Origin of the sequence: uncultured Roseobacter sp. (genome assembly GCF_947493125.1) — a bacterium.
In the GTDB taxonomy this organism is placed as follows: domain Bacteria; phylum Pseudomonadota; class Alphaproteobacteria; order Rhodobacterales; family Rhodobacteraceae; genus Roseobacter.
In genome coordinates this window covers 216967-240958 of sequence record NZ_CANLQB010000008.1, presented here as the reverse complement: position 1 = coordinate 240958, position 23992 = coordinate 216967, and the positions used below count along the sequence as shown (strand labels likewise).

23 protein-coding genes are annotated in these 23992 nt (G+C 63.6%); 7 read left to right on the top strand and 16 right to left on the bottom strand.

The genetic code is table 11. From position 1 onward, the window contains the following. The 9 genes from urtB to Q1A71_RS18355 form a co-directional block, all read right to left on the bottom strand. Positions 1–1926 carry an urea ABC transporter permease subunit UrtB gene (urtB, locus tag Q1A71_RS18395; RefSeq protein ID WP_299679808.1) on the bottom strand — a complete coding sequence of 642 codons (1926 nt, stop codon included), beginning with the start codon at positions 1924–1926 and terminating at the stop codon, positions 1–3. 76 nt (positions 1927–2002) lie between these two features. Continuing rightward, positions 2003–3283 (bottom strand): urea ABC transporter substrate-binding protein, encoded by a 1281-nt coding sequence (urtA, locus tag Q1A71_RS18390; RefSeq protein ID WP_299679805.1) that lies wholly within the window; start codon positions 3281–3283, stop codon positions 2003–2005. A 327-nt stretch (positions 3284–3610) separates the two neighbouring features. Beyond that, the gene (gene ptsP / locus Q1A71_RS18385) at positions 3611–5857 is read right to left on the bottom strand and encodes a phosphoenolpyruvate--protein phosphotransferase (protein ID WP_299679802.1); all 2247 of its coding nucleotides are present in this window, start codon (positions 5855–5857) and stop codon (positions 3611–3613) included. A 48-nt stretch (positions 5858–5905) separates the two neighbouring features. Next, entirely contained in the window at positions 5906–7144 is a 1239-nt protein-coding gene (locus tag Q1A71_RS18380) for an aspartate kinase (protein ID WP_299679800.1), read from the bottom strand. Between the two features lie 103 nt (positions 7145–7247). Then, positions 7248–7886 (bottom strand): SDR family NAD(P)-dependent oxidoreductase, encoded by a 639-nt coding sequence (locus Q1A71_RS18375; RefSeq protein WP_299679799.1) that lies wholly within the window; start codon positions 7884–7886, stop codon positions 7248–7250. 5 nt (positions 7887–7891) lie between these two features. Then, positions 7892–8326 carry a DUF1178 family protein gene (locus Q1A71_RS18370; RefSeq protein ID WP_299679796.1) on the bottom strand — a complete coding sequence of 145 codons (435 nt, stop codon included), beginning with the start codon at positions 8324–8326 and terminating at the stop codon, positions 7892–7894. Positions 8327–8400: 74 nt separating this feature from the next. Continuing rightward, the gene (locus Q1A71_RS18365) at positions 8401–8862 is read right to left on the bottom strand and encodes an NUDIX hydrolase (protein ID WP_299679793.1); all 462 of its coding nucleotides are present in this window, start codon (positions 8860–8862) and stop codon (positions 8401–8403) included. A 133-nt stretch (positions 8863–8995) separates the two neighbouring features. Beyond that, entirely contained in the window at positions 8996–9757 is a 762-nt protein-coding gene (locus Q1A71_RS18360) for an EcsC family protein (RefSeq protein ID WP_299679790.1), read from the bottom strand. A 42-nt stretch (positions 9758–9799) separates the two neighbouring features. After that, on the bottom strand, positions 9800–10306 hold the full coding sequence (locus Q1A71_RS18355) for an N-acetyltransferase (RefSeq protein ID WP_299679787.1): 507 nt from the start codon (positions 10304–10306) through the stop codon (positions 9800–9802). Between the two features lie 87 nt (positions 10307–10393). On the opposite strand from Q1A71_RS18355, the gene Q1A71_RS18350 reads away from it, so the two are divergent. Further along, entirely contained in the window at positions 10394–10996 is a 603-nt protein-coding gene (locus Q1A71_RS18350; protein ID WP_299679784.1) for a flavin reductase family protein, read from the top strand. A gap of 100 nt (positions 10997–11096) precedes the next feature. Continuing rightward, on the top strand, positions 11097–11924 hold the full coding sequence (locus Q1A71_RS18345) for a GMP synthase (protein ID WP_299679781.1): 828 nt from the start codon (positions 11097–11099) through the stop codon (positions 11922–11924). Between the two features lie 97 nt (positions 11925–12021). Here Q1A71_RS18345 and Q1A71_RS18340 read toward each other — a convergent pair whose 3' ends face one another. Further along, entirely contained in the window at positions 12022–13656 is a 1635-nt protein-coding gene (locus Q1A71_RS18340) for a SulP family inorganic anion transporter (protein ID WP_299679778.1), read from the bottom strand. Between the two features lie 215 nt (positions 13657–13871). On the opposite strand from Q1A71_RS18340, the gene Q1A71_RS18335 reads away from it, so the two are divergent. The 5 genes from Q1A71_RS18335 (at position 13872) to Q1A71_RS18315 (ending at position 17558) form a co-directional block, all read left to right on the top strand. Next, complete coding sequence (locus Q1A71_RS18335; protein WP_299679775.1) at positions 13872–14930, top strand: hypothetical protein; 1059 nt, start codon at positions 13872–13874, stop codon at positions 14928–14930. Positions 14931–15055: 125 nt separating this feature from the next. Then, entirely contained in the window at positions 15056–15424 is a 369-nt protein-coding gene (locus Q1A71_RS18330; RefSeq protein WP_299679772.1) for a hypothetical protein, read from the top strand. Between the two features lie 97 nt (positions 15425–15521). After that, complete coding sequence (locus Q1A71_RS18325) at positions 15522–16397, top strand: S-methyl-5'-thioadenosine phosphorylase (RefSeq protein ID WP_299679769.1); 876 nt, start codon at positions 15522–15524, stop codon at positions 16395–16397. A gap of 10 nt (positions 16398–16407) precedes the next feature. Further along, positions 16408–17031 carry a LysE family translocator gene (locus Q1A71_RS18320; protein ID WP_299679766.1) on the top strand — a complete coding sequence of 208 codons (624 nt, stop codon included), beginning with the start codon at positions 16408–16410 and terminating at the stop codon, positions 17029–17031. Further along, positions 17028–17558 (top strand): adenine phosphoribosyltransferase, encoded by a 531-nt coding sequence (locus tag Q1A71_RS18315; protein WP_299679763.1) that lies wholly within the window; start codon positions 17028–17030, stop codon positions 17556–17558. Before Q1A71_RS18320 ends, Q1A71_RS18315 begins: the two co-directional genes overlap by 4 nt. Positions 17559–17611: 53 nt before the next feature. Here the strand turns inward: Q1A71_RS18315 and Q1A71_RS18310 are convergent, their stop codons facing one another. The 6 genes from Q1A71_RS18310 to Q1A71_RS18285 all read right to left on the bottom strand — a co-directional run bounded on the left by Q1A71_RS18310 (position 17612) and on the right by Q1A71_RS18285 (position 23973). Next, the gene (locus tag Q1A71_RS18310; protein ID WP_299679760.1) at positions 17612–19027 is read right to left on the bottom strand and encodes an FAD-binding oxidoreductase; all 1416 of its coding nucleotides are present in this window, start codon (positions 19025–19027) and stop codon (positions 17612–17614) included. Between the two features lie 39 nt (positions 19028–19066). Continuing rightward, the gene (locus Q1A71_RS18305) at positions 19067–19876 is read right to left on the bottom strand and encodes an MBL fold metallo-hydrolase (RefSeq protein WP_299679757.1); all 810 of its coding nucleotides are present in this window, start codon (positions 19874–19876) and stop codon (positions 19067–19069) included. Between the two features lie 172 nt (positions 19877–20048). Further along, the gene (locus Q1A71_RS18300; protein ID WP_299679754.1) at positions 20049–20633 is read right to left on the bottom strand and encodes a GNAT family protein; all 585 of its coding nucleotides are present in this window, start codon (positions 20631–20633) and stop codon (positions 20049–20051) included. Further along, positions 20633–21895 (bottom strand): pitrilysin family protein, encoded by a 1263-nt coding sequence (locus Q1A71_RS18295; protein ID WP_299679751.1) that lies wholly within the window; start codon positions 21893–21895, stop codon positions 20633–20635. The genes Q1A71_RS18300 and Q1A71_RS18295 overlap by 1 nt, the downstream gene beginning before the upstream one ends. Then, positions 21892–23280 (bottom strand): threonine synthase, encoded by a 1389-nt coding sequence (gene thrC / locus Q1A71_RS18290; protein ID WP_299679748.1) that lies wholly within the window; start codon positions 23278–23280, stop codon positions 21892–21894. The genes Q1A71_RS18295 and thrC overlap by 4 nt, the downstream gene beginning before the upstream one ends. Positions 23281–23292: 12 nt before the next feature. Further along, positions 23293–23973 (bottom strand): SURF1 family protein, encoded by a 681-nt coding sequence (locus tag Q1A71_RS18285; RefSeq protein WP_299679745.1) that lies wholly within the window; start codon positions 23971–23973, stop codon positions 23293–23295. Between the last annotated feature and the right edge of the window lie 19 nt (positions 23974–23992).

The following is a 23992-nucleotide window of genomic DNA, read 5'->3' as shown; positions in this document are numbered from 1 at the left end:
TCAGTCCGCGGCCGCCCGCCCCTTGAGCGCCACGATGCCCTTGGGTCGGAATTGAATGAAGAGGATGATGAAGAGGATCATGTAGGTCTGCGCGGCCAGTGTATTGGAGGGGTTCAGCCACTCGATCCCCTTCTGCAAAAACCCTATGAGTGACGCCCCGGCCAATGTCCCCCAAACGTTTCCGACGCCGCCGACAACGACAGTCATGAAGCTCTGCACGATGTAGTCGGCGCCCATCTCCGAGGTCACCTTGGCATAGAGCCCGATGGCCACGCCCGCGATCCCCGCGATGCCGGAGCCCAGCCCGAAGGTCAGCATGTTGATGCGGTCCGGATTGATTCCCATGCTCGCAGCCATGCCCGGGTTTTGCGTCACCGCGCGCACTTCCAGCCCCAGTCGCGTGCGCTTGAGGACGAAGAGAATGAGGGCGAGGAAGAGCAGCGCCAACACGAAGATCGCAATGCGGATAAAGCTGATCTGCACCACATCCGAGATCACCCAGGCACCGTCGAGCCAATCGGGCGATGTCAGCGGGCGCGCCTGGGTGCCGAAGATGTTCTTGGCGAGCTGTTGCAGTGCAATGGAAATCCCGAAGGTGGCCAGCAAGGTCTCCAGCGGGCGGTGATAGAGATGCCGGATCACGAGGCGTTCCATCGTCACGCCTGCCCCGAAGGTGACCGCAAAGGCAAGTGGCAGAGCAATCATGATCGACAGCGTGTAATCCGGTACGAACAGTTGCACCACATAGCCCGTATAGGCGCCCATCATAATGAACTCGCCATGCGCCATGTTGATGACACCCATTACCCCGAAGGTGATGGCCAGACCGATGGCCGCGAGAAAGTAGATCGACGCCAGCGACAGCCCGTCCAGCGCCAGATCTGCAGCCTGCGCAAAGGCCACGCGTTGCTCAACTGAAGCCAGCGCCGCCTCCGCAGCCGCCGTGATCTCTGCGTTGGGCTCATCGTAAAGCTCATAAAACACATAGGTATTCAGCGCGTAATCGCGGGTATCTTCGGTCACCAGCGGCGGGACCGCCCCCGCCTTTGACAGGGCGGCATAGGCCCGCTCGCGCGCCGCGTCCGTGCCCAGCTGCGCCAGAGGCACCCCACCAACCGTTCCCGCGTCGATATGCGCCTCGAGTGCTGCACGAATCACGGCCGGGCCGGTCCGCGCAGGCGCCAGGCCGGCCTCGACGAGCTGCGCATAGTAGGCATCGGGCGCCTCCATCGGGTCGAGCAGCCGCGCGATGTTGCCCTCAGGTTCTGCGGCACCAACGCCGGCCTCGGTCTGCAAGATCTGGTTGAGCACGCTACGCGCCTCAACGGATGTGTCTTGCGCCAGCGATTGAATCGCGTCTATCCGGTCCTGAGGCGCCTCGGCGAAACGCGCTGACAGGAAGTTGGCGAGCTGAACTTTTCTGGCTCGCAACCGCTCATCCGTCTCGGTGTCGATAGAGGCGATGAGCGGGGCCAGTTGCGCGGCCTCAGGCCGCCGGGCGATCGCCGCCACCGCGCTTTCGCGCCGCGTGATATCCGGGTCTGCCAGTTGAAACTGCACCAAAGCCGTGCCGATGAGCCTCCGCACGCCGCCGTTTGGCTTGAGCTGCGTGAAGCCCGCACGGGGCGCGGATCGGGTCTCGCCACTGTCAAGGTCGGTCACCTCAATAACGTCGCCCGCGACATCCCCGAGAAAGAACAGCCGATCGGGGCTGCGCCACACGTTTTTGTCAGCCCAGTTCTCAAGAAAACCGGGAACCTGCGCCAGGCCGGAGGTCACCAGATCATCCAGTACGACGCCGACACTGCGGCGCGATGGGTTGGCGACTTCCTCTGCGTGGGCCTGCAGGATCCGCTGCAAATCCTCTGCCTGCACCGGCGTCAGCGCGCAAAAAAACAGCGCGATGGCAACGAGGAAACGGCGCATAAACACGGGCTTTCGGGAAGGGTCAAATCGCTTTGTGCAGCCCGGGGCCATCCTGCGGCGGCCCCGGGCTGTCGGTTCAGTAGTTCGACGTCAGCTGAACGCAGGTCTCGGTCTCGATGTTATACATCCCACAGCCCAGGTCCTTCCAGTCGGACGTCAAAACCTTTGACGCCGGCAGGAAGTCCGTCCAGGCGTCGCCCGGCACCTCTTCGGTTTTGGAGATGATGTCGAACTGCCCGTCTGCTGTGATCTCACCAATCAGCACCGGCTTGGCGAGGTGGTGGTTCGGCAGCATGACGGCAGTGCCGCCCGTGAGGTTCGGGAACTCCTGCCCGTACATCGCCGACCGAACTGCATCCACGTCGGTGGTGCCCGCTTCTGTCGCCGCGTTCACCCACATGTTGAACCCGATGTAATGCGCTTCCATCGGATCATTGGTCACACGATCTTCGCCCGCGAACTCCTTCCATGCCGCGATGAACTCCGCGTTGGCATCCGTCTCAGCCGATTGGAAATAGTTCCAGGCTGCCAGATGGCCGACGAGGTTCGAAGTGTCGAGCCCGGACAGCTCCTCTTCGCCCACCGAGAAGGCCACCACGGGGATGTCATCCGCCGACACACCTGCCGCCGCGAGTTCCTTGTAGAAGCCGATGTTGGCGTCGCCGTTGATGGTCGAGATCACGCCAACCTGCTTGCCGTCCTCTCCAAGCGCCACAACATCGGCCACGATGGTTGCCCAATCCGAATGACCGAAGGGCGTGTAGTTGACGAAGATATCGTCTGCCGCGATCCCGTTGTCCTTCAGATACTGCTCAAGGATGTTGTTGGTCGTGCGCGGATAGACGTAATCGGTGCCAAGCAGCGCGAATTTCTCGACACCCAGTTCTTCCAGGAAGTAGTCCACTGCCGGAATCGCCTGTTGGTTCGGGGCGGCGCCGGTATAGAACACGTTGCGCGAGCTTTCCTCGCCCTCGTATTGCACCGGATAGAACAGCAACCCGTTCAACTCCTCAATCACCGGCAGAACCGACTTGCGGCTCACGCTGGTCCAGTTCCCGAAGATCACATCAACCTCGTGCACGGTCAGCAATTCACGCGCTTTTTCGGCAAAGAGCGGCCAGTCGGAGGCCGGATCAACCACAACCGCTTCAATCTCACAGCCCAGCAGCCCGCCTGCCTTGTTCTGCTGTTCGATCAGCATCAGCATGGTGTCTTTCAGCGTGGTCTCGGAAATCGCCATGGTGCCCGACAGCGAGTGCAGCACGCCCACCTTGATCGGGTCGGCACACTCGGCGGCAGCCATGGCGGTCGATCCCAGAAGAGCGGCGGTCGCCATGGAGTAGAGTTTCAGTTTCATGTATCAAACGTTCCCCGTTGTCGCTGCGGGCGAACGGCAGACCGCAGATGCGTCTTCCGGCCGCGACCCAACAGGTGTAGTCAGGATCCGCAACAGTGATGTTGTAGTCGCGCAGGGGGAGCAATCTGCCAGGATGGCCCTCTGCGCGGCGTTTAGCGCCTAGCAGGCATGCCGAGTTAGGGGCATGCGGCGGAGATTGGCCAATGAATGGTTAAACCGAGCGGCCCGACCCGCCGAAATGCTCAAAAAACTGCCAGCGAATGGCGCAGCTGCCCAAAATTTGGCCATCCCAAAGACGCCCAGGATTAGGGCAGTCTTGCGCGACACTCACCCCCCGTGGGTCCGCAACCACTCCATCACCGCCGGGCGCACCGACATTTCGCCTCGGTGGCGGGCGTCTGCGATGACCTTGCGGACCTCCTGCAGATTTGTCCGGCGCAGCAGGCTCTTGACCGGTCCAATCGAGGCCGGCCGCATGGACAGAGCCTTCAGACCAATCGCTGCAAGACACATCGCCTCCACAGGTCGGCCCGCGTCCTCGCCACAGAAAGACAAGGGCGTACCGGTTGCATTGCATCGCTCCACGATGCCCTCGATAAAGCTCAGAAAAGAGACGTTCAACGTATCATACCGGCGGCGCACTCGCTCGTTTTCGCGGTCGGCGGCAAAGAAGAACTGTTTGAGGTCATTGCCACCAATCGACAGGAAATCCACCTCCTCGAAAAACTTCACCGGTGCAAAGGCGAGACTGGGTGTCTCCAGCATCGCGCCGACCTTCACGGTCTCGGGCAGCACATGGCCGAGCCGCTCTTCGGCCGCCAGTGTCTTGTCCATGAGCTTGCGTGCGGCACGGTATTCCTCGAGCTGCGCAACGAAAGGAAACATCACCGTCAGCGGTCGACCATTGGCCGCTCGGATCAGCGCCTGCAACTGCATCCGCATGATACCCGGTTTGTCCAGTCCCACGCGGATGGCCCGCCAGCCAAGCGCCGGGTTCGGTTCGTCGTTCGGCTTCATGTAGGGCAGGACCTTGTCGGAGCCGATGTCGAGTGTGCGGAAGATCACCTGTTTTCCGCCCGCCGCGTCAAGCACCCGCGCGTAGAGCGCAACAAGCTCCGAGCGGCGCGGCATCTGGTTGCGCACCAGGAATTGCAGTTCCGTCCGGAAGAGCCCCACACCCTCCGCACCGGAACTCGGCAGCGACGGCAGATCGGCCATCAGCCCTGCGTTCATCTGCAGTGACAGCACCGCGCCGTCCCGTGTCTCGGCCGGCTGATCGCGGATGGAGGCATAGCGCTCCTGCGCCGCAGCCAGCATCGCGATCTTGTCCCGGAACGCGGTGACCACGTTGTCATCAGGCCGCAGGTGCACCACGCCCTGCTCACCGTCGACCATGATGTGATCGCCGTTCAGGGCCTCGGTTGTCACCCGCTCGGCATGCACCACCAGCGGAATGGCAAGAGCCCGTGCCACAATGGCCGCATGGCTGCCAACAGAGCCCTCCTCCAGCACGATCGCCTTGAGACCGCGCCCGTACTCCAGAAGCTCAGCCGGGCCAATGTTCCGCGCAATCAGGATCGGGTCGGCGGGCATTTCGGCACCTGTGTCGGCACCCTGGCCTGTCAGAATGCGCAGCAACCGGTTGCTGAGATCATCAAGATCGCTCAGACGCTCGCGCAGATAATTGTCAGTGACCTGCTCCATCCGCGCCCGCGCGACCGATTGCTCCTTTTCCACCGCCGCCTCGGCCGAAAGCCCGTTGGAGATATCCTCCTCCATGCGCCGCATCCAGCCCTTGGAATTGGCGAACATCCGGTAGGCCTCCAACACCTGCTGCTGGTCCTTGTCCTGATTGCCGGCGATCTCAAGCATCTTGTCGACGCCGACGCGCAGTTGCTCGACCGCCTCGCGCAGCCGCTCCAACTCGCGCACCGGGTCATCGGCAATGGGGTTCGTCACAACAACACGCGGCTCGTGCAGCCAGACATGGCCCTCCGCCGCCCCCTCCTGCCCCACGGTGCCGCGGAACATCACGGGCTGGGAATGTCGCGCCGACATCGCCGCATTGTCGCCGAGAAAGGCGCCCAATTCGGTCATCTCGGCCAGCACCATCGCGACGACCTCCAGCGCATAGACCTCATCGGCAGAAAACTCCCGCGCCGTGCGGGACTGCACCACCAGCACGCCCAACGCCTCGCCCAGCCGCTGCACGGGCACGCCGAGGAAGCTGGAAAACACCTCCTCGCCCGTCTCCGGCATATAGCGAAAGCCCTTGGCCTGCGGTGCATCGGGCGTGTTCACCACCTGACGTCGGCGGGCGACCATGCCCACCAGCCCTTCGCCCAGCTTCATCCGGGTCTTGTGGACGGCCTCGGGATTCAAGCCTTCGGTCGCGCAGAGTTCCAAAGTATCGGCATCGCGGAACAGGTAGATCGAGCAGACCTCACACCCCATGCTGTCGGCGATGAGGTGGGTGATCCGGTTCAGCCGCGCCTGCCCTTCGACATCGCCCGCCATGGCGTCCCGCAAGCGCCCCAGCAATTTGCGGGATCCTGTCTCCACACGATCAGCCACGCGCGCGATCCTCCACCTCTCAGGGCTCTGATCCGCGAGCCTTGCAGATCAGGCAGCTTTTTCCAGCTCGAACGCATCATGCAGCGCCTGCACGGCGAGTTCCATGTATTTCCGATCAATCAGAACCGAAATCTTGATCTCCGAGGTGGTGATCACCTTGATGTTGATCCCTTCGGCACTCATCACCTGGAACATCTTTGCAGCGACCCCGGTGTGAGACCGCATGCCGATACCGACCACCGACACCTTGGCCACATCGGTATCTGCGATCACCTCATGGAAGTTGATCAGACCCTGCTCCTTGGCCTCCACCACGGCCTTCTGAGCCCGGACAACCTGATCTGTCGGGCAGGACCAGGTCATATCCGTCCGCCCTTCTTCCGAGATGTTCTGCACAATCATGTCGACGTTGACGCCACCATCGCTGAGCGCGGTGAAGATGCTTGCCGCAATCCCGGGCCGGTCAGCCACGCTCACAAGGGTCATCTTCGCTTCGTCGCGCGAAAAGGCCACGCCCGCCACCACATTGCTTTCCATGATATCCTCCTCGTCGCAGACCAGTGTGCCGGCGTTGTCCGATTGTTCGTCAAAGCTGCTGAGCACGCGCAGCTTTACCTTATAGCGCATCGCCAATTCTACAGAGCGTGTCTGCAGCACCTTGGCCCCCAAAGAGGCCAGCTCCAGCATTTCTTCAAAAGCGATCTTCTCAAGCTTTCGCGCCTTGGGGCTCACGCGCGGGTCCGTGGTATAGACACCATCCACATCCGTATAGATATCGCAGCGGTCTGCACCGAAGGCCGCCGCAAAGGCCACGGCGGTGGTGTCCGATCCGCCACGCCCCAAAGTGGTCGTGCGGCCCTCGGCGCTGACCCCCTGAAAGCCCGCCACGACGGCGACGCGCATTCCTTCGCCGAATTTGGCCATGATGTTGTCGGTCGGGATCTCCTCGATCCGCGCGGCAGAATGGGCCGAGCTCGTCCGCACCGGCACCTGCCACCCCTGCCAGCTCCGCGCTGGCACGTCCATTTCCTGCAAGGTCAGCGCCATCAGCCCTGCCGTCACATTCTCGCCGGAGGAGACAACCGCATCGTACTCGCGCGCATCATAAAGTGGCGAGGTCTCGTTGACCCAGCCCACCAACTCGTTGGTCTTGCCTGACATGGCCGACACGATCACGATCACATCGTAGCCCCGGGCCACCTCGACACCGACCCGTTTCGCAGCCCGCCGGATGCGGTCGAGCGTGGCCACCGACGTGCCGCCGAATTTCATCACCAGAACAGGCATTTTGCGTCCCTCGCCTTCGTCGCGGGGGGTTTACGCCCTGCCGTCGGGAACCACAAGCACCCGGGGGCCCGCCGTCTCTAACTCTCGCCAGCACACGTGGAGGTCAGTATGGGTGGGGTCGCCCATCCCAGGTCTCGAAAGCACCGGTGCGTGCCAGTTCAAGCGCATCAAACCGCTCGATCAGCCCGGCAACGGACTCGGAAACGGTGATCTCAGCAGCAGAACTCCCCATATCGGTCTGGACCCAGCCAGGGTGATAGATCCCCACGGCGATCCCTTCGGACATCAGGTCGGAGGCGAGGTTTCGGCCCAGGTTCAGCGCCGCTGCCTTTGATGCGCGATAGATATAGCTGCCCCCCGGCGCCCGCTCGGAAGACGCCATCTGCGAGGAGAGGATCGCGATCTTCGCCGCTGTCGCGGCCCGCAGGTTCGGCAGCAAGGCCTGCACCGTCAGGAAGACGCCGGTGACGTTCACCGCAAAACTCTGCGCCCATTGCGCGGGCGGATAGCCATCTTCCAGCATCTCTCCCTTGTCGAGATACACACCGGCGTTGCAGACAAGAAGATCCACCGGCGCGCCGTCCAAGCTTTGCGCGAAAGCCGCATGGCTGTCCGGGTCCGCAACCTCGAGTGGATGGGCGCCCCCCCGGGTGGTGCCGATCACCTGCTCTCCGCGCGCCTCATAGGCGGCAACCAGACCCGCCCCGATGCCGCGGCTGGTGCCGGTGATCACAATTGTCATGGAGTTCAGTTCGCTTTGCGATTCGGCAGGAACGGCAAAGGCGCCACCGGGATACCGTCTTCGATCAGCTTTCGGGCTTCGGCCCCGTTGGCCTCCCCATAGATGGCCCGCTCAGGCGTTTCACCCAGATGCATGGACCGTGCCTCTTCGGCAAACCGCGTGCCCACATAGTCGGAGTTTGCCTCCACATGCCGGCGCAACGCGGTTATGGCCTTCTCACCTTCCGTTTCGGGTTTGCGCAGCGCCGCCGTCGTCTCGGCCTTCTCGGCCTTCGCAGGGACCGCAACACGCGGCGACATCACCGCTTTCTCCACCGCCGACGATCCACAGATGGCACAGGACATGTGACCTGCGTTCTTCAGCGTCTCGAAGGCTGACGCCGATTGAAACCAGCTGTCAAAGTCATGCCCCTGATCACATCTGAGCGCATATTGAATCATGGCCCTGAGTGTACTCCTGAAACGGTTACCAAGTCCTTATGACATGGGGCAGGCCGCCAGATACGTCAAGAATGTTAAGGGGAGAGCCTTGGGTCAAAATCGCGCAGAATCCGGGCCAGTTCCGGCTCCGAGACCAGTCGGGCGGCCTTTTTCCGCGACATCCACTTGCGCTGGCGCTGACCGGCTTCGGGATAATCCTCGGCGAGGCTGTCCACGTCGATGGCATAGACCATGGCCAGACACGGGAATTCACCGAGATCATCGGCATCCTTGCTGAAGGAGAAAATCCCCAGGCAGCGCCCATCCGAGTGGCCCCGCACGCCCGCTTCCTCCCAGGCTTCCTGCAGTGCCGACTCCGCCGGGGTGCGCCCGTCCATCGGCCAGCCCTTCGGCACGATCCAACGTTTCGTGCCGCGAGACGTGATCAACAGCACCTGCACCTTGGTCTTGCGCACCCGGTAACACAGCGCGGCGAACTGGGTCCGCACGTCGCGTTTGCCCGCGCCCGACAATGAAATGGGCAGTTGCTTAATCATACTTCAGTCACAATGCCTTGTGCGATCCGGAAACAGGACCACCGTCTCATGATCCAAGTATGCCCCAGTTGCACCGATTTGCCCAGAATACAAAGGTTAACGACGCCCCCCTCCGCGGCACAGGCAGCCCGCGTCAGGTCACCGCGCGCGAGGCGATACGGCTCCGCAGCCGGGCGACCAGCTCTTCAACCGGCACGTCCGCCTCAATCGCGAGCTTGCGCAGTCCAAAATGCACATGCGCCATCTCCTGATAATAGCTCGTATAGGCGTAGTTGGTCGCCGCCCCGGCCACCGCGCCCAGCACGGGCACGGCTTGCGCCGCCAGCTTCTGGCCCAGCACCGTCGCCAGCCTGGGCGCCACCCGGGCGATGATGGTCTGCACCGCCGAACCGGTCAGCGTCATCCGGGCGGAGAGAAAGCCCAGATCTGCACCATCATCATGCGACAGCGGGCCAGCAGCGGCAAAGACCTCGATACAGTCGAACTGAACATTGTCGGATGCGGGGTCAAAGCCGTACTCGACAGCGACGCCCTGAATGATCCGCAGCAGCAAGGTGGTGGTCACCGGCAGCTCAGCAAGCGCGGCCGGCAAACCACCCGCACCACCCGCCGCCCCCATAGCGGTGCCCACAACGGTGTTCAGCCAGCCCTTCTGGTCCGGCACCACGCCGCGACTGCCGTGCGCCACGTTCATGGCCTGCTCAAGCGCCTTCCGGGTGGCCTCCTGTAGACCCGTGCGCGCTTGTTGCGGCAAACGGTCCAGCAAGCCTTCGGCCCGGCCGCCGATCACGTTCAGCAGGTCGACCGCCCCGCTGCCGGCGCGGGAGTATCGCTGCGCGAGGCGATCCAGTTCCGCATCCAGATCGACCGGCGCAACCAAAGTAATGTCACTCATGCTGGCCCTCCTGACACTTACATGGGGGCGGATCGACCCATGTCAATCCGAGGGCAGCGGCTCTCCCTCCCAGCGGTTCACCTGCCCGCGCACCCCATCCCAGGCGCCGTCCCGCAGGGCGCGACCGAGAACACGCTCGGGGTTTGTCGGCGGCGGCATCACCACCTCCTCAAGCCGCGCAAACCCAAACCGCCCGTAATAGGGTGCATCACCGACCAGCATGACCCGCGCCCAGCCCTCCGCGGACGCCCGAGCCAAAGCGTCGCGGATCAACTCACCCGCCAGCCCCTCGCCTTGACGCGTAGGGTGCACCGCAATCGGTCCCAGCAGCAAGGCCACCGCCCCCGCCACCGTCACCGGCCAGAACCGAACGGCCCCCGCCAGAATGTCCTCCGCGTCACGGGCCACGAGGCTCAGCCTGCGAATGCGGGGCACATCGTCCCGCAACCGGTAGGACGACAGCGCCTCCCGCCCCGGCGCAAAGCACAGATCGAACAGCGCCTCGACCTCATACACGTCCTGCGGGGTTTCTGCGGCAAGTCTATACATCGGCAGGCAAAAAGCCCCGGCTTGGGTTTCAGGTGGCTCGCCCGTAGCACATGCGTTACACCGGCTGCAAATGCTCAGGAGCCCGCCATGTTCTACCGCCCGTCCGAAGGCCACGGCCTGCCGCACAACCCCTTCAACGCCATCGTCAGCCCGCGCCCCATCGGATGGATCTCCACGCGCGATCCACAAGGCCGCAACAACCTCGCGCCCTATTCCTTCTTCAACGCCGTCGCCTATGTGCCGCCGCAGGTCATGTTCGCCTCCACCAGCAGCAAACCCGACCGGGGCGATACCAAGGATTCCGTGGCCAACATCCGCGATACCGGCAGCTTCTGCGTCAATATCGTCGAATACGGGATGCGCGATGTCATGAACGCATCGTCGGCGCCGCTGGGAAAAGAGGAGGACGAGTTTGCCGTCGCCGGCGCCACATCCGTCGAATGCGAGGACATCGACTGCGCCCGGGTCCAGGGTGCCCCCGCCGCTCTCGAATGCCGCATGACCCAGATCGTGAAACTCGCAGGCGAGACCAACTTCGTCGTTTTCGGCGAGGTGATTGGCGTGCACATCCGCGACGACACGCTCATCGACGGCCGCTTTGACGTGCGCAGCTTCCAGCCACTCAGCCGCCTTGGCTATCACGACTACGCCCGCGTGACCGAGCTTTTCGAACTGGTCCGCCCCGGCTAGACCGGCCAAACGCGACAGCTGTCCGTCCTCTTGCTATGCTGCCCCCATTGATGCAGTGCACCGCGCCCTGCGGCGTCTCTGCGGTTTAGGGAACGACAGCATGACCAATTTCAATCACTCCATTATTCGCGCCGCGGTCTGGAACCTCGCGGGCTTCACCCGCCCCGGACGCCCCATCGGGATCTCCGCCCGCTCCAGGAAGGCAGAAAAACAGGCCGAGGGACTCGCCCTGCTCGACGCTGAGTTCGTGACCCTGATCGAGGTCTCGCCAGTCACCTACATCGAAACGCTGGTGGAGAAGCTGCGCAGCTTCGGGGTCGACTACAACCATACGATCCTGCCACAAAAGCACGGCAACATTCACATCGGATTTCTGCACAAGCCGGGCATCGAGGTGACCAATCCCCGCTTCATCGAAGGCTCCGAAGGCGACTACGGCAAGGGGCGCCAGGCCTTCGCCGTCGACATCGCGATCGCCAAGCTCAAGGCCATCGTGATCGGCGTGCACCTCAAGTCAGGCCGCGACCGCGACGAACAGAAGATGCGAGACAGCCAATGCAAGGTGATCGGCACCCATATCACCAACATCCACAAGACCCCGGGGCTCAAGCGCCGCGCAATATTCCTGATGGGGGACTTCAACATGATCCCAGGGCAGGACGTGTCGAACTTCCACTATCTGGGTGGGGACGACGTGATGGACTTCGTCTCCTCCTGGGATCTGCAGGACCGCTTCTCGCATATCCTGGAGAAGGGCCGCGCCAATCTGCTTGACGGCTTTGCCGTCAGCCGCAACTTCTCAACGGATTATATCAAGGGCAGCCTGCGCCTCTTCCCGATGCACTGGACCATGGACATGGGCCGCGAGGCCTTCCGGCGCAGCGTCTCAGACCACCTGCCCTTTGTCGCAAGCTTCAAGATTTACTAGCGTCGCTCCACCGGAGCGACGAAGCGGACCGCAATGAGCGCCGAAACGGGACGGTGGGCGGGGCGCCTTGGCCGCAGGCCAACAGCGGCGCCCACCGTCAGTGCCCGCCCAGCATGCCGGTCCGCACCGAATAGTCCACCGCAAGCGCATAATCGGGATCGTCATCGCTATCCACCATCAGCTGTCCCGCCTTGTTCAACAGCCGATGACAATCGCGGCTGAGATGCCGCAGCATCAGCGTCTTGCCCGCAGCCTCATACTTCGCGGCAATTGCCTCAATGGCCTGCAGGGCCGACTGATCCACCACGCGGCTTTCCGCGAAATCGACGATCACGCAGTCCGGGTCGCTGTCGACATCGAACAACTCCATGAACCCGTCGCTGGACCCGAAGAACAGCGGCCCATGGATCTCATAGACCTTCGCACCCTTCTCTGTGTGCGACTCGCGGGTGGTGGCGTAGATGCGCCGCGCGTTGTTCCACGCATAGGCCAGCGCGCTCACGATCACACCAACCACCACCGCAACCGCAAGGTCTTCCATCACCGTGACAACCGTCACCAGCAGGATCACGAAGGCATCCGTAAAGGGCACCTTGCGCAGGATCGTCAGGCTGTTCCAGGCAAAGGTCCCGATCACCACCATGAACATCACCCCGACAAGGGCCGCGAGCGGAATGAGCTCGATCACCGGCGCCCCCACCAGAATGAACAGCAGCAGAAACACCGCCGCCGCGATGCCAGCCACCCGTGTCCGTCCGCCGGATTTCACGTTGATCATCGACTGCCCGATCATCGCACAGCCCCCCATACCGCCGAAAAAGCCGGTCACCGTATTGGCGACGCCTTGCGCGATACACTCCTGGCTGGCGCCGCCCCGCTGGTTGGTCATATCCCCCACGAGGTTCAGGGTCAGCAGGCTCTCGATCAGGCCAATCGCGGCCAGGATCACCGCATAAGGAAGAATGATCTCGAAGGTCTCCCAATTGAGCGGCACCATCGGAATATGCAGACTCGGAAACCCGCCCTGAATGGAGGCCAGATCCCCCACCCGCGGCACCTCAAGCCCAAAGACGATCACGATCCCCGCAACAATCCCGATGCCCGCCAGCGGCGCGGGGATCACCCGCGTGATCCGCGGCATCACCCAGATGATCGCCATGGTCACGGCGACCAGCGCCAGCATCAGGAAAAGCGGCTGCCCCGACAGCCACTCGCCGCCGCCCATGCCATGGCCGGTGTTTTCCATCGTGCCCGGCACCTTGAACTGACCGAGCTGGGCCAGAAAAATCACGATCGCCAGCCCGTTCACGAACCCCAGCATCACAGGGTGCGGCACCAGCCGGATGAACTTGCCCCACTGCATCACGCCCGCAAAGACCTGCAAGAGCCCCATCAGCACCACGGTCGCAAAGAGGTACTCCACCCCATGGGTCGCCACCAGCGACACCATCACCACCGCCAGAGCCCCCGTCGCGCCCGAGATCATGCCGGGCCGCCCCCCGATCAGCGCGGTGATCAATCCCACCAGAAACGCCGCATAAAGCCCCACCAGCGGATGCACCCCGGCCACAAAGGCAAAAGCCACTGCCTCGGGCACGAGGGCCAGCGCCACGGTCAGCCCCGACAAAAGCTCGATCCGCAACCGCTGCGGCGAGAACCCGTCCTCCGGCATCCAGCGCAGATCGGTGATCGCAAGGTTCTTGGTAAAGGTGCTGAACGGTGTTCGCGCCATTCTCAAATTCCTACACTCTAGTGTGAAAGGGCTCTGTCATGTCCCGAAGCCCATAGCCGCGCTGCTTTAGACCCTTTCACGTGAAATGGAAACCCCGCGCCCCTGCACCATCATGGTAAAGATTCTATGACCCCGCATCCCGCCGCCCCTTCACAGACCCGCCTCATCCGCTAGTCTGACCGCATTCTTTGCCCATTTTTTGACCGAGCCATTTCATGCCCCTCATCCGCACCCGCGCCGACATCGACGAACACCTCGGCGGCCCCACCCCCGCAGAAGACAAACTCCTCGCCACCTGCTTGGCCGGGGACTTCTGTGTCCTAAGCGGTGAGCTTCCGCCAAAGCGCGCGCCTGACCCGGCGATCCAGATCCGGGCCGATGTCCTGCGCTACCTCATCACTGGCGGCTGCGATCTGCACCCGGTGGCTGATTGGGGTGTGACGCTTGCCGGCGCCCATATCACAGGCTCCCTAGACCTGAATCTGGCCAGCTCACACGGCGTCACCGGACTCATTCGGTGTCGTTTTGACAATCCAATTGACGCGCTCCAGGCAAAGCTACAGATTCTCAACCTGAACAGCAGCGCGGTTCCAGCGCTCAACGCCCAAGGCGCAAAGGTGACCGGGAGCGTTCTCCTGCGCGGCATCACTGCCGAGGCAACTGTCGCCATCAACTCAGCCACCATCGACGGGCAGCTTTCCTGTGAGGACGCCAGATTCAACGCAACCTCCGGACACGCGCTCAACGCCCACAGCATGCAGGTGAAAGGGAGCGTTTTCCTGCGCGGCATCACCGCCGAGGCAACTGTCGCCATCAACTCAGCCACCATCGACGGGCAGCTTGACTGTGACGACGCTGGATTCAACGCAACCTCCGGACACGCGCTCAACGCCCAAGGCGCAAAGGTGCGGCAGGCTTTCTTCTTTCGGCGCGTAAGCACCGCTAACGGTGTGATTAACTTGACCACGGCACAGGTTGGCACCTTGGTTGATGATCCCGAAAGCTGGCCCTCGAAGGAGCGGCTCATTCTGGACGGATTCATCTATTCGACTGTGGAAAACGCAACCTTTCTCAAGCTGACACATCGGCTCGATTGGCTCGCCAAGGGCAGCACCTGGGTCACGAGTTCTACCCCCAGCCCTACACGCAGCTGGCCAAGGTCTACCGCGAGATGGGACACAGAGAAGATGCGCGCACCGTCCTGTTTGATCTCGAACGGCAGCGTCGTAAGCATAGCAGAGAGCAGTGCCGCATCGAACCAAACGGCGACGTAAGCGTTGCCTTGTTGGGGCTGTGGCGCGACCTGACAAACCTATGGCGCCTATCAATCGATCTTTTGCTGCGTTTGGTCGTCGGGTACGGCATTCGACCCTTTCGCAGTCCTTGGATCTTGGGCGGCATGACGCTACTCGCCACCTGGCTGGCTCACATGGCTTGGGAAGAAGGAAGTATGGCTCCAAACTCCGCCGTCATTCTGACAACCAGAGATTGGATGGCCTTGGAAAGCACTGTTTCCAATCCAGCCGATAACTGGTCCGCCCGAAATGGCCCGGGGCGCGACTGGGCCACCTTCAACCGCTACGCCTATGGCGCTGATCTGGTGATTCCGATCATTGACCTTGGTCAGACCGACGCATGGGCCCCATCCACAAACCGGGAGGTCTGGGGACAAAGGCTCTGGCGCTATGGCTTCTTCCTGTCCATCGCAGGCTGGATCGTCACAGCCCTCGGCGCCGCCGCCATTACCGGCATCATCCGGCGGGACTGACGCGCGCGGCGCTCATCGAAAATCAACAACGCCACCCCATTGATTTCACCGCGCATTCCCGCCACGATCCTCCTTGGACAACAACGGAGCCCGCCTCATGACCGCACCCAAGATCGCCGTGATTGGCGGCTCTGGCATCTACGATATCGACGGGCTGGAAAACGCGGAGTGGACCACTGTCGAGAGCCCGTGGGGCGCGCCGTCCGACGCCATCCTGACCGGCACGCTTGACGGAACCGAAATGGCTTTCCTGCCCCGCCACGGGCGCGGGCACATCCACAGCCCCACCACCGTGCCTTACCGCGCCAACATCGACGCGCTCAAACGTCTGGGCTGCACCGATGTGATCTCCGTCTCCGCCTGCGGGTCATTCCGCGAGGAGATGGCGCCAGGAGATTTCGTGCTGATCGATCAGTTCATCGACCGCACCTTCGCCCGGGAGAAGAGCTTCTTCGGCACAGGCTGCGTGGCCCATGTCTCGGTTGCGCACCCCACCTGCCCGCGCCTCACCGACGCCTGCGAGACCGCCGCCAAAGACGCGGGCATCACCGTCCACAAGGGCGGCACCTATCTCGCCATGGAAGGCCCCCAGTTCTCCACCCTCGCCGAATCCAAGATCTACCGCGAGGTCTGGGGCTGCGATGTGATCGGCATGACCAATATGCCCGAGGCCAAGCTCGCCCGCGAGGCCGAGCTCTGTTACGCCTCGGTCGCCATGATCACCGATTACGACAGCTGGCACCCGGATCACGGCGAGGTCGATGTCACGCAAATCATTGCCACCCTGATGGGCAATGCCGACAAAGGCCGCGACATGGTGCGCCGCCTGCCCGGCCTTCTGGGGCCCGAGCGCACGCCCTGTCCGCACGGCTGCGACCGCGCGCTGGAATACGCGATCCTCACAGTCCCCGACGCCCGCGACCCCGCGCTCATGGCCAAACTCGACGCGGTCGCCGGCCGCCTGCTCACATAGGAGACCCCTCATGTCCTTCGATCTCTGGCTCGCCTTCGTGGCGGCCTCCACCGCGCTGCTGCTCATCCCCGGCCCGACGGTGCTGCTTGTTCTGAGCTACGCGCTCAGCAAGGGCCGGTCCGTCGCCGTGGCCTCCGCAGGCGGCGTTGCCTTTGGCGATTTCATCGCGATGAGCGCGTCACTCGCGGGTCTCGGAGCGCTGGTTCTGGCCTCCGCCACGCTCTTCACAATTCTGAAATGGCTTGGCGCGATCTACCTCGTCTGGCTTGGTATCAAACTGATCCGCTCCGCCCCGTCCCGAGGGCTCGCCATGCCCAAGGCCGAGGTCAACGCGCGCGGCGTGTTTGGTCACGCAGCCGCCGTCACGGCACTCAACCCCAAATCCATCGCCTTCTTCATCGCCTTCGTGCCGCAGTTCATCCGCCCCGACACCCCGCTCCTGCCGCAGTTCGCCATCCTGATCACCACATTCTGCACTCTTGCCGCCCTCAACGCGCTCGCCTACGCGCTGCTCGCCGACCGTATGCGCCGCACCATCGACCGCCCCAGCGTCATCGCCTGGCTCACCCGCGCGGGCGGTGCCACCCTGGTGGGCATGGGCGTGCTCACAGCCACCCTCCGGAGAGCCACATGAAAACCGTCCAGGACTACATCCGCACCATCGTCGACTTCCCCCACGAAGGCATCATGTTCCGCGATGTCACCACGCTCTTCGCCGACCCGCGCGGGTTCCGCATGGCCATCGACCAGATGCTGCACCCCTACGCGGGGCTGGAAATCGACAAGGTGGTGGGGCTGGAAGCGCGCGGGTTCATCCTCGGCGGGGCCATTGCGCACCAACTGTCCGTGGGCTTCGTGCCCATCCGCAAGAAAGGCAAGCTGCCCGGCACCACGATCAGCCAAGACTATAAACTCGAATACGGCGAAGCCATCGTCGAGATCCACGATGACGCCATCAGCGCGGGGGAAAAAATCCTCGTCGTCGACGATCTGCTCGCCACCGGAGGTACGGCCGAGGCCGGGATCAAACTGCTGGAACGGTTGGGCGGCGAGATCGTCTCCTGTGCCTTCATCATCGACCTGCCCGATCTGGGCGGGCGCAAAAAGCTCGAAACCATGGGTATGGACGTACACGCCCTCTGCGCCTTCGACGGCCTCTGAAGCCAACCAAATCCCGGAGGGATTTGAAAAACATCGTGTGGCGCGTCAGCGCCTCATTTTCGGAGGACCGCGCCGGGGTTCATGATGCCCAGCGGATCAAGCGCCGCCTTGATCGCGCGCAAGGCCGACAGTTTCGCCGGATCGCCATAGCGCTCCAGATCGTCCACCTTGAGCCGCCCAACCCCATGCTCGGCACTGACCGACCCGCCCAAGCGATGCGCCAGATCATGCACGGCCCGCTGCAACGCCGCGCGCTGGTTGGCGTGGTCCGCCGCACGCCCGCCGGGCAGAGGAAATACGTTATAATGCAGGTTGCCATCGCCCACATGGCCAAAACAGTTGATGCGGAACGCCCCGATCTTCGCAATCTCCTCCCGCCCCGCTTCGATGAATTCGGGGATCGCCCCAAGCGGTACCGACACATCGCTTGAAATAATGGCCCCGGTCCGCTTATTGGCCTCCGGAATATGCTCCCGCACCGACCAGAAGTCCGCCGACTGCTGTTCGCTCTGCGCAATCACCCCATCCAGCGCCAGACCTGCCTCGGACGCCGCCAGAAACACCCGCTCCAGGGCTCCCTGCGGCTCCAGCCCCGCCACCAGACCAACCTCGATCAGCACCGACCATGCAGGCGGCTCCTCAAACGGCTGCCGCACCTCCGGCACCGTCTCGGCCAGAAACGCCAGCCCCTGCCCGCTGATCAGCTCGAACCCACTCACCAGCTCGCCCAATTGCGATTGCGCCAGCGCCAGCAGCTCCAGCGCCGCCGCAGGTGAAGGCACCACAAAAATCGCCGTGCCGTGGGCTGCGGGCTGCGGGCTCAGCTTCAGCGCAGCGGCCGTGATGACCCCCAACGTGCCCTCTGAGCCAATCAGCAGGTTGCGCAGGTCATAGCCGGTGTTGTCCTTGCGCAGCCGCTTCAGCCCATGCCAGATCTGCCCATCCGGCAGCACCGCCTCCAGCCCCAGACAGAGCCCGCGCGCATTGCCATACCGCAGCACCGCCGTCCCACCCGCATTCGTCGCCAGGTTCCCGCCAATGCGCGCCGAGCCTTCCGACGCCAGAGACAAGGGAAAAAGCCGGTCTACCGCCGCCGCCGCCGCCTGCACATCCGCCAGCACGGCTCCCGCCTCACAGATCAGGACGTTTTCCTGCGGATAGACGCCCCGGATCGCTGCCATCCGCTCCAGCGACAGGATCACCGGCAAGGGCCCCTCGGGCGAGATCTGCCCGCCCACCAGCCCCGTGCCGCCGCCATAGGCCACAACGCCGACACGCGCCTGCCCGGCCAGCCGCACAACCGTCGCCACCTCCTCCACCGAACGCGGCAGAACCACCAGCGTCTCGCGCCCCTGGTACCGCCCGCGCGGCTCTTCGAGATAGCGCGCCTCGGACCTCTTCACCGCATCGTCGGGCAAGGCCCCACGCAACAGCGTCTCGAACTCGGAATCAGCGGAATTGAGGTCCATGCGCCTTGATCCCCCGCCGCGCGGACCGATGCAAGGGGCCTACTCGCTGAGCAACTGCGGGCGCAACACCATCACCGTGGGCCGCCCCGGCAACCGGTCGAGCGAGATGTCGAGCGCGGGCCCACCCACCTCGACCACCGCAAACTCATCCGCCATGCCCGCCAGAAACTCATCGAGCCCATAGAGCGAAAACCAGTGCATCGGGATCACCACGGAGGACCGCAGCCGCTTCAGCACCCGGATCATGGTCGGCAGATCCAGCGTATAGCCGCCATCGACCGGCGCCATCACCACATCGAGCCGCCCCAAGGCGGCATATTGCTCGGCATCCGGCTCGTGATGCAGGTGCCCCAGATGCCCCACGCAGAGCCCCGCGAGCTCAAAGACGAAGATCGAATTGCCGTTCTCTTCAACGCCCGAAAACTGCGAGCGGATATCGGTGGAGACATTGCGCACCAGCACCTCACCCAGATCGAGGTGATGCGAAATGCCTTCCCCAAACAGCCCCCATCCCGGCAGCACATGCGGAATGGCCGGGTCCGGGTTCGCCGTCCAATGGGTGTCATGGGCGTGGTTCATGGTCACCACATCCGGGATCAGCGGTGCCGAGCCGGTGAAGCCGGTAAAATCCGTGACCATATTCAGCCCGCCATGGCTTCGGATCAGAAAACTGGCGTGCGTGATGTAGTGAATGCGCACCGTCTCCTCGGCCACCGGCCCAAGGCTCGCGGGCACCACATATTCAAGCCCCGGCGCCTCGGCGAGCGCGATACAATGGCTCGGCGTGCGCTCCTGCGCGACCGCGACCTGTGCGAACAGAAAAAGAGCAATGAAAACCCGAATGAGCATGGCGACCTCCCACGGCCCAAACCTAGCGTGAACCCACCGATTCCCAGAAGGTTTTTCACGGCCCGGCCCGCGCGATCTGTGTCGACTGCCGCCAAACCGACCAAACGGATGGCTCCGCTCGCCTTCGTCGTCCAGGGCACGCAGCTTCATCCGCCCAAGGCGGAGACGCCCACTATCCCGCGTCGGTCTTGCCCCGTCGATCTCCGCGCAACGCGGCATAGAGCACATGGGTCCGCCAGCGCCCGTCAATTTGCAGGTAGCTCTGCGCCACGCCCTCGTATTTGAACCCCGACCGCTCCAGCAGCCCGCGCGAGGCGGCGTTCTCCGGCAGGCAGGCCGCCTCGATCCGGCTCAGATCCAGCTGGGTGAAGGCGTAATGCACCAGCGCCGTGATCGCCTCGCGCATGTACCCCTGCCGCGCAAACGGCTCACCGGTCCAATACCCCAGGGTGCCCGACTGCGCCGGCCCGCGACGAATATTGTCGAGCGTGATCGCCCCCAGCAGCGCATCGTCCTTTCGCCGGATCAGGAAGAGCGGCAGCGCCGTGCCCCCGGAGACCGACCGCTGCGCCCAATAGACCCGGTTGGTGAAGGCCTTGCGCGTGAGGTGATCCTTCGCCCAGCTCGGCTCCCAGGCGGTCAGATAATCCTTGCTTTGGGATCGCAGGCCGGTCCAGGCCCGGAAATCCGAGTGGATCGGCGGGCGCAAGGTCATGCGTTCGGTCTCGATGCGGAGTTTGCGAAACCCGCGCAGCATCACGCCACCCGACGCTCCTGCAACTGCGCGAGGCTCGGTGCGGCGTCAATCGGCCCATAGAGCGCCAGCGCCGCCGGGGCCGCCGATGCCATGCCTTCCGCAAACTCGCGCACATCACCCGTGGTCACCGCGTCGATCATCGCAACAGTCTCTTCCAGCGGCGGCACCCGGTCCCAGATCTGCACCAGCCGCGCCAGACGTTCCGCCCGGGTCGAGGGGCTCTCAAGCCCCATCAGCAGCCCCGCCTTCATCTGCGCGCGTGCCCGCGCGACTTCCGCCGGGGACATGTCGCTGGCCGCACGCTTCATCTCGTCGATGGTGATCTCCGCCAGCTGTGGCAGCTGGTCCGCGCTGGTCCCGGCATAGATCGTCGTCATGCCGGTGTCCGCATAGGCGCCGGCCTGCGCGAAGATCGAATAGCAGAGCCCGCGGTTTTCCCGGATCTCCTGAAACAGACGGCTCGACATGCCACCGCCCAGGGCTGATGCGTAGATTTGCGCGGTATAGATACTGTCCTCGCGATAGCCGGGGCTTTCAAACGCCAGCGCGAAATGCGCCTGCTCCAGCGCCTTCGGCTGCCGCCGCTCACCGCCCAGAAACCGCGCCGCATCCGCGTCAAAGACCGGCCGGGCCTCCATGCCGCCGAACAACTCCTCGGCCAGCTTGACAATGGCCTCATGGTCGACGGCACCGGCGGCGGAGAGGATCATCTGCTCCGGCCCATAATGCTGTGCAATGAAGCCCTGCAGATCGGCGCGCGTGAACTGCGCCACCCGCTCCGACGGCCCCAGGATGGTCCGACCCATGGGATGATCCGGATAGGCCTCCTCCTGCAACCAGTCGAAGATCACGTCGTCCGGTGTGTCGAGCGCCTGACCGATCTCCTGCAGGATCACGCCCCGCTCCACCTCGATCTCGGCCTCCTCCAGCGTCGGGTTGAGCAGGATGTCGGCAATCACATCCAGCGCCAGCGGCACGTCATTCTGCAACACCCGCGCGTAATAGGCCGTGACCTCGCGGCTGGTGTAGGCGTTGATATAGCCACCCACATCCTCGATGCTCTCGGCAATCTGCAGGGCCGTGCGGCGCTTGGTGCCCTTGAAGGCCATATGCTCGAGGAAATGCGCAATCCCGTTCTGCTCGGGTGTCTCGTGCCGGGCGCCCGCCGTCACCCAGACGCCGACAGAAGCCGAAGCGAGGCCGGGGATTTCTTCGGTAACGATGCGAAAGCCGTTCGGCAGGCGGTGTTGGTTCAGTGTCACGCAGCTCTGTGCCCTTTGATATGCGCGGTGAGCGCTGCAAGGTCATTCGGCACCCGGCTCACCCGTTCCGCGCGTTCATACAGGTCTGCCATACGCGGGGGCAAGGGGGGCCGTTGCGTCGACGCCTGTTCCACTGCGTCAGGAAACTTCGCCGGATGCGCGGTGGCCAGCGTGATCATCGGCGTGCCGGTCACGCGATGGTCCTCCGCCACCTTCACGCCAACAGCGGAATGCGGACAGAGCAATTCGCCCGTCGTCTTCAGCGCGGACGCGATGGTCGCCATGGTCTCCTCCTCGGACGCGCGCCCCGACAGGTAGTGCGACTGCAACACCTGCATCGCCCCCTGGCTGACCTCGAAACCACCGGCCTTCAGCTCGTCCATCAGTTGCACGATGGCCGGACCTTCGCGGTCATAGGCATCAAACAGCGCCCGCTCGAAGTTGGAGCTGACCTGAATGTCCATCGACGGGCTGATCGAGGGTACGGTCTCGCCTTTATGATACCCCTGCCCTCTCAGGCAGCGGTCGAGAATATCGTTCTGGTTCGTCGCCACCACCAGCTTGTCGATCGGCAGCCCCATGCGCTTGGCGATGTAGCCCGCGAAGATATCGCCGAAATTGCCCGTGGGCACGGTGAAGCTGACCGGGCGGTGCGGCGCGCCGACGGAGACCGCGGCGGAGAAATAGTAGACCACCTGCGCCAGCACCCGGCCCCAGTTGATCGAATTCACCCCCGCCAGCCTCACCCCGTCCCGGAAGGCAAAATCGTTGAACATGTCCTTCAGCCGCGCCTGGCAGTCGTCGAAATCGCCGTCCATCGCCAGCGCGTGCACGTTGCTTTCAGTGGGCGTGGTCATCTGCCGCCGCTGCACCTCCGAGATGCGCCCATGCGGGTAGAGGATGAACACATCCACATTATCGAGCCCCCGGAACGCCTCGATGGCGGCCGACCCGGTATCGCCGGAGGTCGCGCCCACAATCGTCACCCGCTCGCCCTTGCGCCCGAGCGCTGTCTGGAACATCTGCCCGATCAGCTGCATCGCGAAGTCCTTGAAGGCCAGCGTGGGCCCGTGGAAGAGCTCCAGCAGGAAATGCCCCTGATCCAACTGTACCAGCGGTGCGCGCGCGGCATGACCAAAGCCCGCATAGGCCCGTTCGATAATCCCCTCGAAGTCTTCGTCGGTGAAGACATCGCCCACGAAAGGCCGCATCACGCGATAGGCAATCGCCTCATAGCTCAGCCCCTCCAGCCGCGCGATCTCCCCCGCACTCATCTGCGGGATCACCTCGGGCACATAGAGCCCGCCGTCCCGTGCGAGCCCGGTCAGCATCGCCTCTTCGAAATTCAGCACGGGGGCCGTGCCACGGGTGGAGATATAGCGCATCGCTCGTCCCTCTCAGCGCGCGCTGCGCCGAGTGCGCAGCAGGAAATACACGGTCATGGCCCCCCAGATCAGCGCTAGGGAAAACCACGTGATGGCGTATTGCAGGTGATCGTTCGGAATACCAGCCGTGTCTACCGGCCAGGGCGTCACGCCAAGGTCTGTTTCCGGCGCGTCGCGCAGAACGACAAGCACGGGCTCCGTGCTTAGCGCCCGCGCCATTTCGGGCACGTCACGGGCAAACCAGATGTTGCCCTCCAGATCGGGCGCAGGCGTGAACCCGTCCGCCTCAATGGGCGTGTCGAGGTTGCCCACCAGCGTGATCTGCTCGTCCGCAGGCGCGGAAGGCATGCCCGCATCATCCACGATCCAGCCGGTGTCCACCAGAATGCGTCCGTAGCCTTCGGCCTGAAACGGTCGGATGATGCGATAGACCGCCCCCACGGTCTTGCGCGAGGCGAGAATGCGGATGGGTTCCGCATCGACATCGAACGTTCCGCTGACCGTGACCGGGCTGTAACGGCGCAGCTCCGGCTCCAACGTCGCGCGCAGGGGAACCGGATCCGCGGAAATCTCGCGCTCGATCCGGGCCAGCAGGTCCTCTTTCCAGGCCAGGCGTTGCACTTGCCAGAGGCCCAGCGACAGAAGGATGCCCACCCCGATCACCCCAACGATCACCCCGAACCACAGCCGCATCGCGCGCTCAAACCCCTCT

What these genes read in the sequence shown, in the direction of transcription:
- urtB (WP_299679808.1), bottom strand. Translation starts at nt 1,926, where the DNA reads ATGCGCCGTTTCCTCGTTGCCATCGCGCTGTTTTTTTGCGCGCTGACG.
- urtA (WP_299679805.1), bottom strand. Translation starts at nt 3,283, where the DNA reads ATGAAACTGAAACTCTACTCCATGGCGACCGCCGCTCTTCTGGGATCG.
- Q1A71_RS18380 (WP_299679800.1), bottom strand. Translation starts at nt 7,144, where the DNA reads ATGCCTGTTCTGGTGATGAAATTCGGCGGCACGTCGGTGGCCACGCTC.
- Q1A71_RS18375 (WP_299679799.1), bottom strand. Translation starts at nt 7,886, where the DNA reads ATGACAATTGTGATCACCGGCACCAGCCGCGGCATCGGGGCGGGTCTG.
- Q1A71_RS18370 (WP_299679796.1), bottom strand. Translation starts at nt 8,326, where the DNA reads ATGATTCAATATGCGCTCAGATGTGATCAGGGGCATGACTTTGACAGC.
- Q1A71_RS18365 (WP_299679793.1), bottom strand. Translation starts at nt 8,862, where the DNA reads ATGATTAAGCAACTGCCCATTTCATTGTCGGGCGCGGGCAAACGCGAC.
- Q1A71_RS18360 (WP_299679790.1), bottom strand. Translation starts at nt 9,757, where the DNA reads ATGAGTGACATTACTTTGGTTGCGCCGGTCGATCTGGATGCGGAACTG.
- Q1A71_RS18355 (WP_299679787.1), bottom strand. Translation starts at nt 10,306, where the DNA reads ATGTATAGACTTGCCGCAGAAACCCCGCAGGACGTGTATGAGGTCGAG.
- Q1A71_RS18350 (WP_299679784.1), top strand. Translation starts at nt 10,394, where the DNA reads ATGTTCTACCGCCCGTCCGAAGGCCACGGCCTGCCGCACAACCCCTTC.
- Q1A71_RS18345 (WP_299679781.1), top strand. Translation starts at nt 11,097, where the DNA reads ATGACCAATTTCAATCACTCCATTATTCGCGCCGCGGTCTGGAACCTC.
- Q1A71_RS18340 (WP_299679778.1), bottom strand. Translation starts at nt 13,656, where the DNA reads ATGGCGCGAACACCGTTCAGCACCTTTACCAAGAACCTTGCGATCACC.
- Q1A71_RS18335 (WP_299679775.1), top strand. Translation starts at nt 13,872, where the DNA reads ATGCCCCTCATCCGCACCCGCGCCGACATCGACGAACACCTCGGCGGC.
- Q1A71_RS18330 (WP_299679772.1), top strand. Translation starts at nt 15,056, where the DNA reads ATGACGCTACTCGCCACCTGGCTGGCTCACATGGCTTGGGAAGAAGGA.
- Q1A71_RS18325 (WP_299679769.1), top strand. Translation starts at nt 15,522, where the DNA reads ATGACCGCACCCAAGATCGCCGTGATTGGCGGCTCTGGCATCTACGAT.
- Q1A71_RS18320 (WP_299679766.1), top strand. Translation starts at nt 16,408, where the DNA reads ATGTCCTTCGATCTCTGGCTCGCCTTCGTGGCGGCCTCCACCGCGCTG.
- Q1A71_RS18315 (WP_299679763.1), top strand. Translation starts at nt 17,028, where the DNA reads ATGAAAACCGTCCAGGACTACATCCGCACCATCGTCGACTTCCCCCAC.
- Q1A71_RS18310 (WP_299679760.1), bottom strand. Translation starts at nt 19,027, where the DNA reads ATGGACCTCAATTCCGCTGATTCCGAGTTCGAGACGCTGTTGCGTGGG.
- Q1A71_RS18305 (WP_299679757.1), bottom strand. Translation starts at nt 19,876, where the DNA reads ATGCTCATTCGGGTTTTCATTGCTCTTTTTCTGTTCGCACAGGTCGCG.
- Q1A71_RS18300 (WP_299679754.1), bottom strand. Translation starts at nt 20,633, where the DNA reads ATGCTGCGCGGGTTTCGCAAACTCCGCATCGAGACCGAACGCATGACC.
- thrC (WP_299679748.1), bottom strand. Translation starts at nt 23,280, where the DNA reads ATGCGCTATATCTCCACCCGTGGCACGGCCCCCGTGCTGAATTTCGAA.
- Q1A71_RS18285 (WP_299679745.1), bottom strand. Translation starts at nt 23,973, where the DNA reads ATGCGGCTGTGGTTCGGGGTGATCGTTGGGGTGATCGGGGTGGGCATC.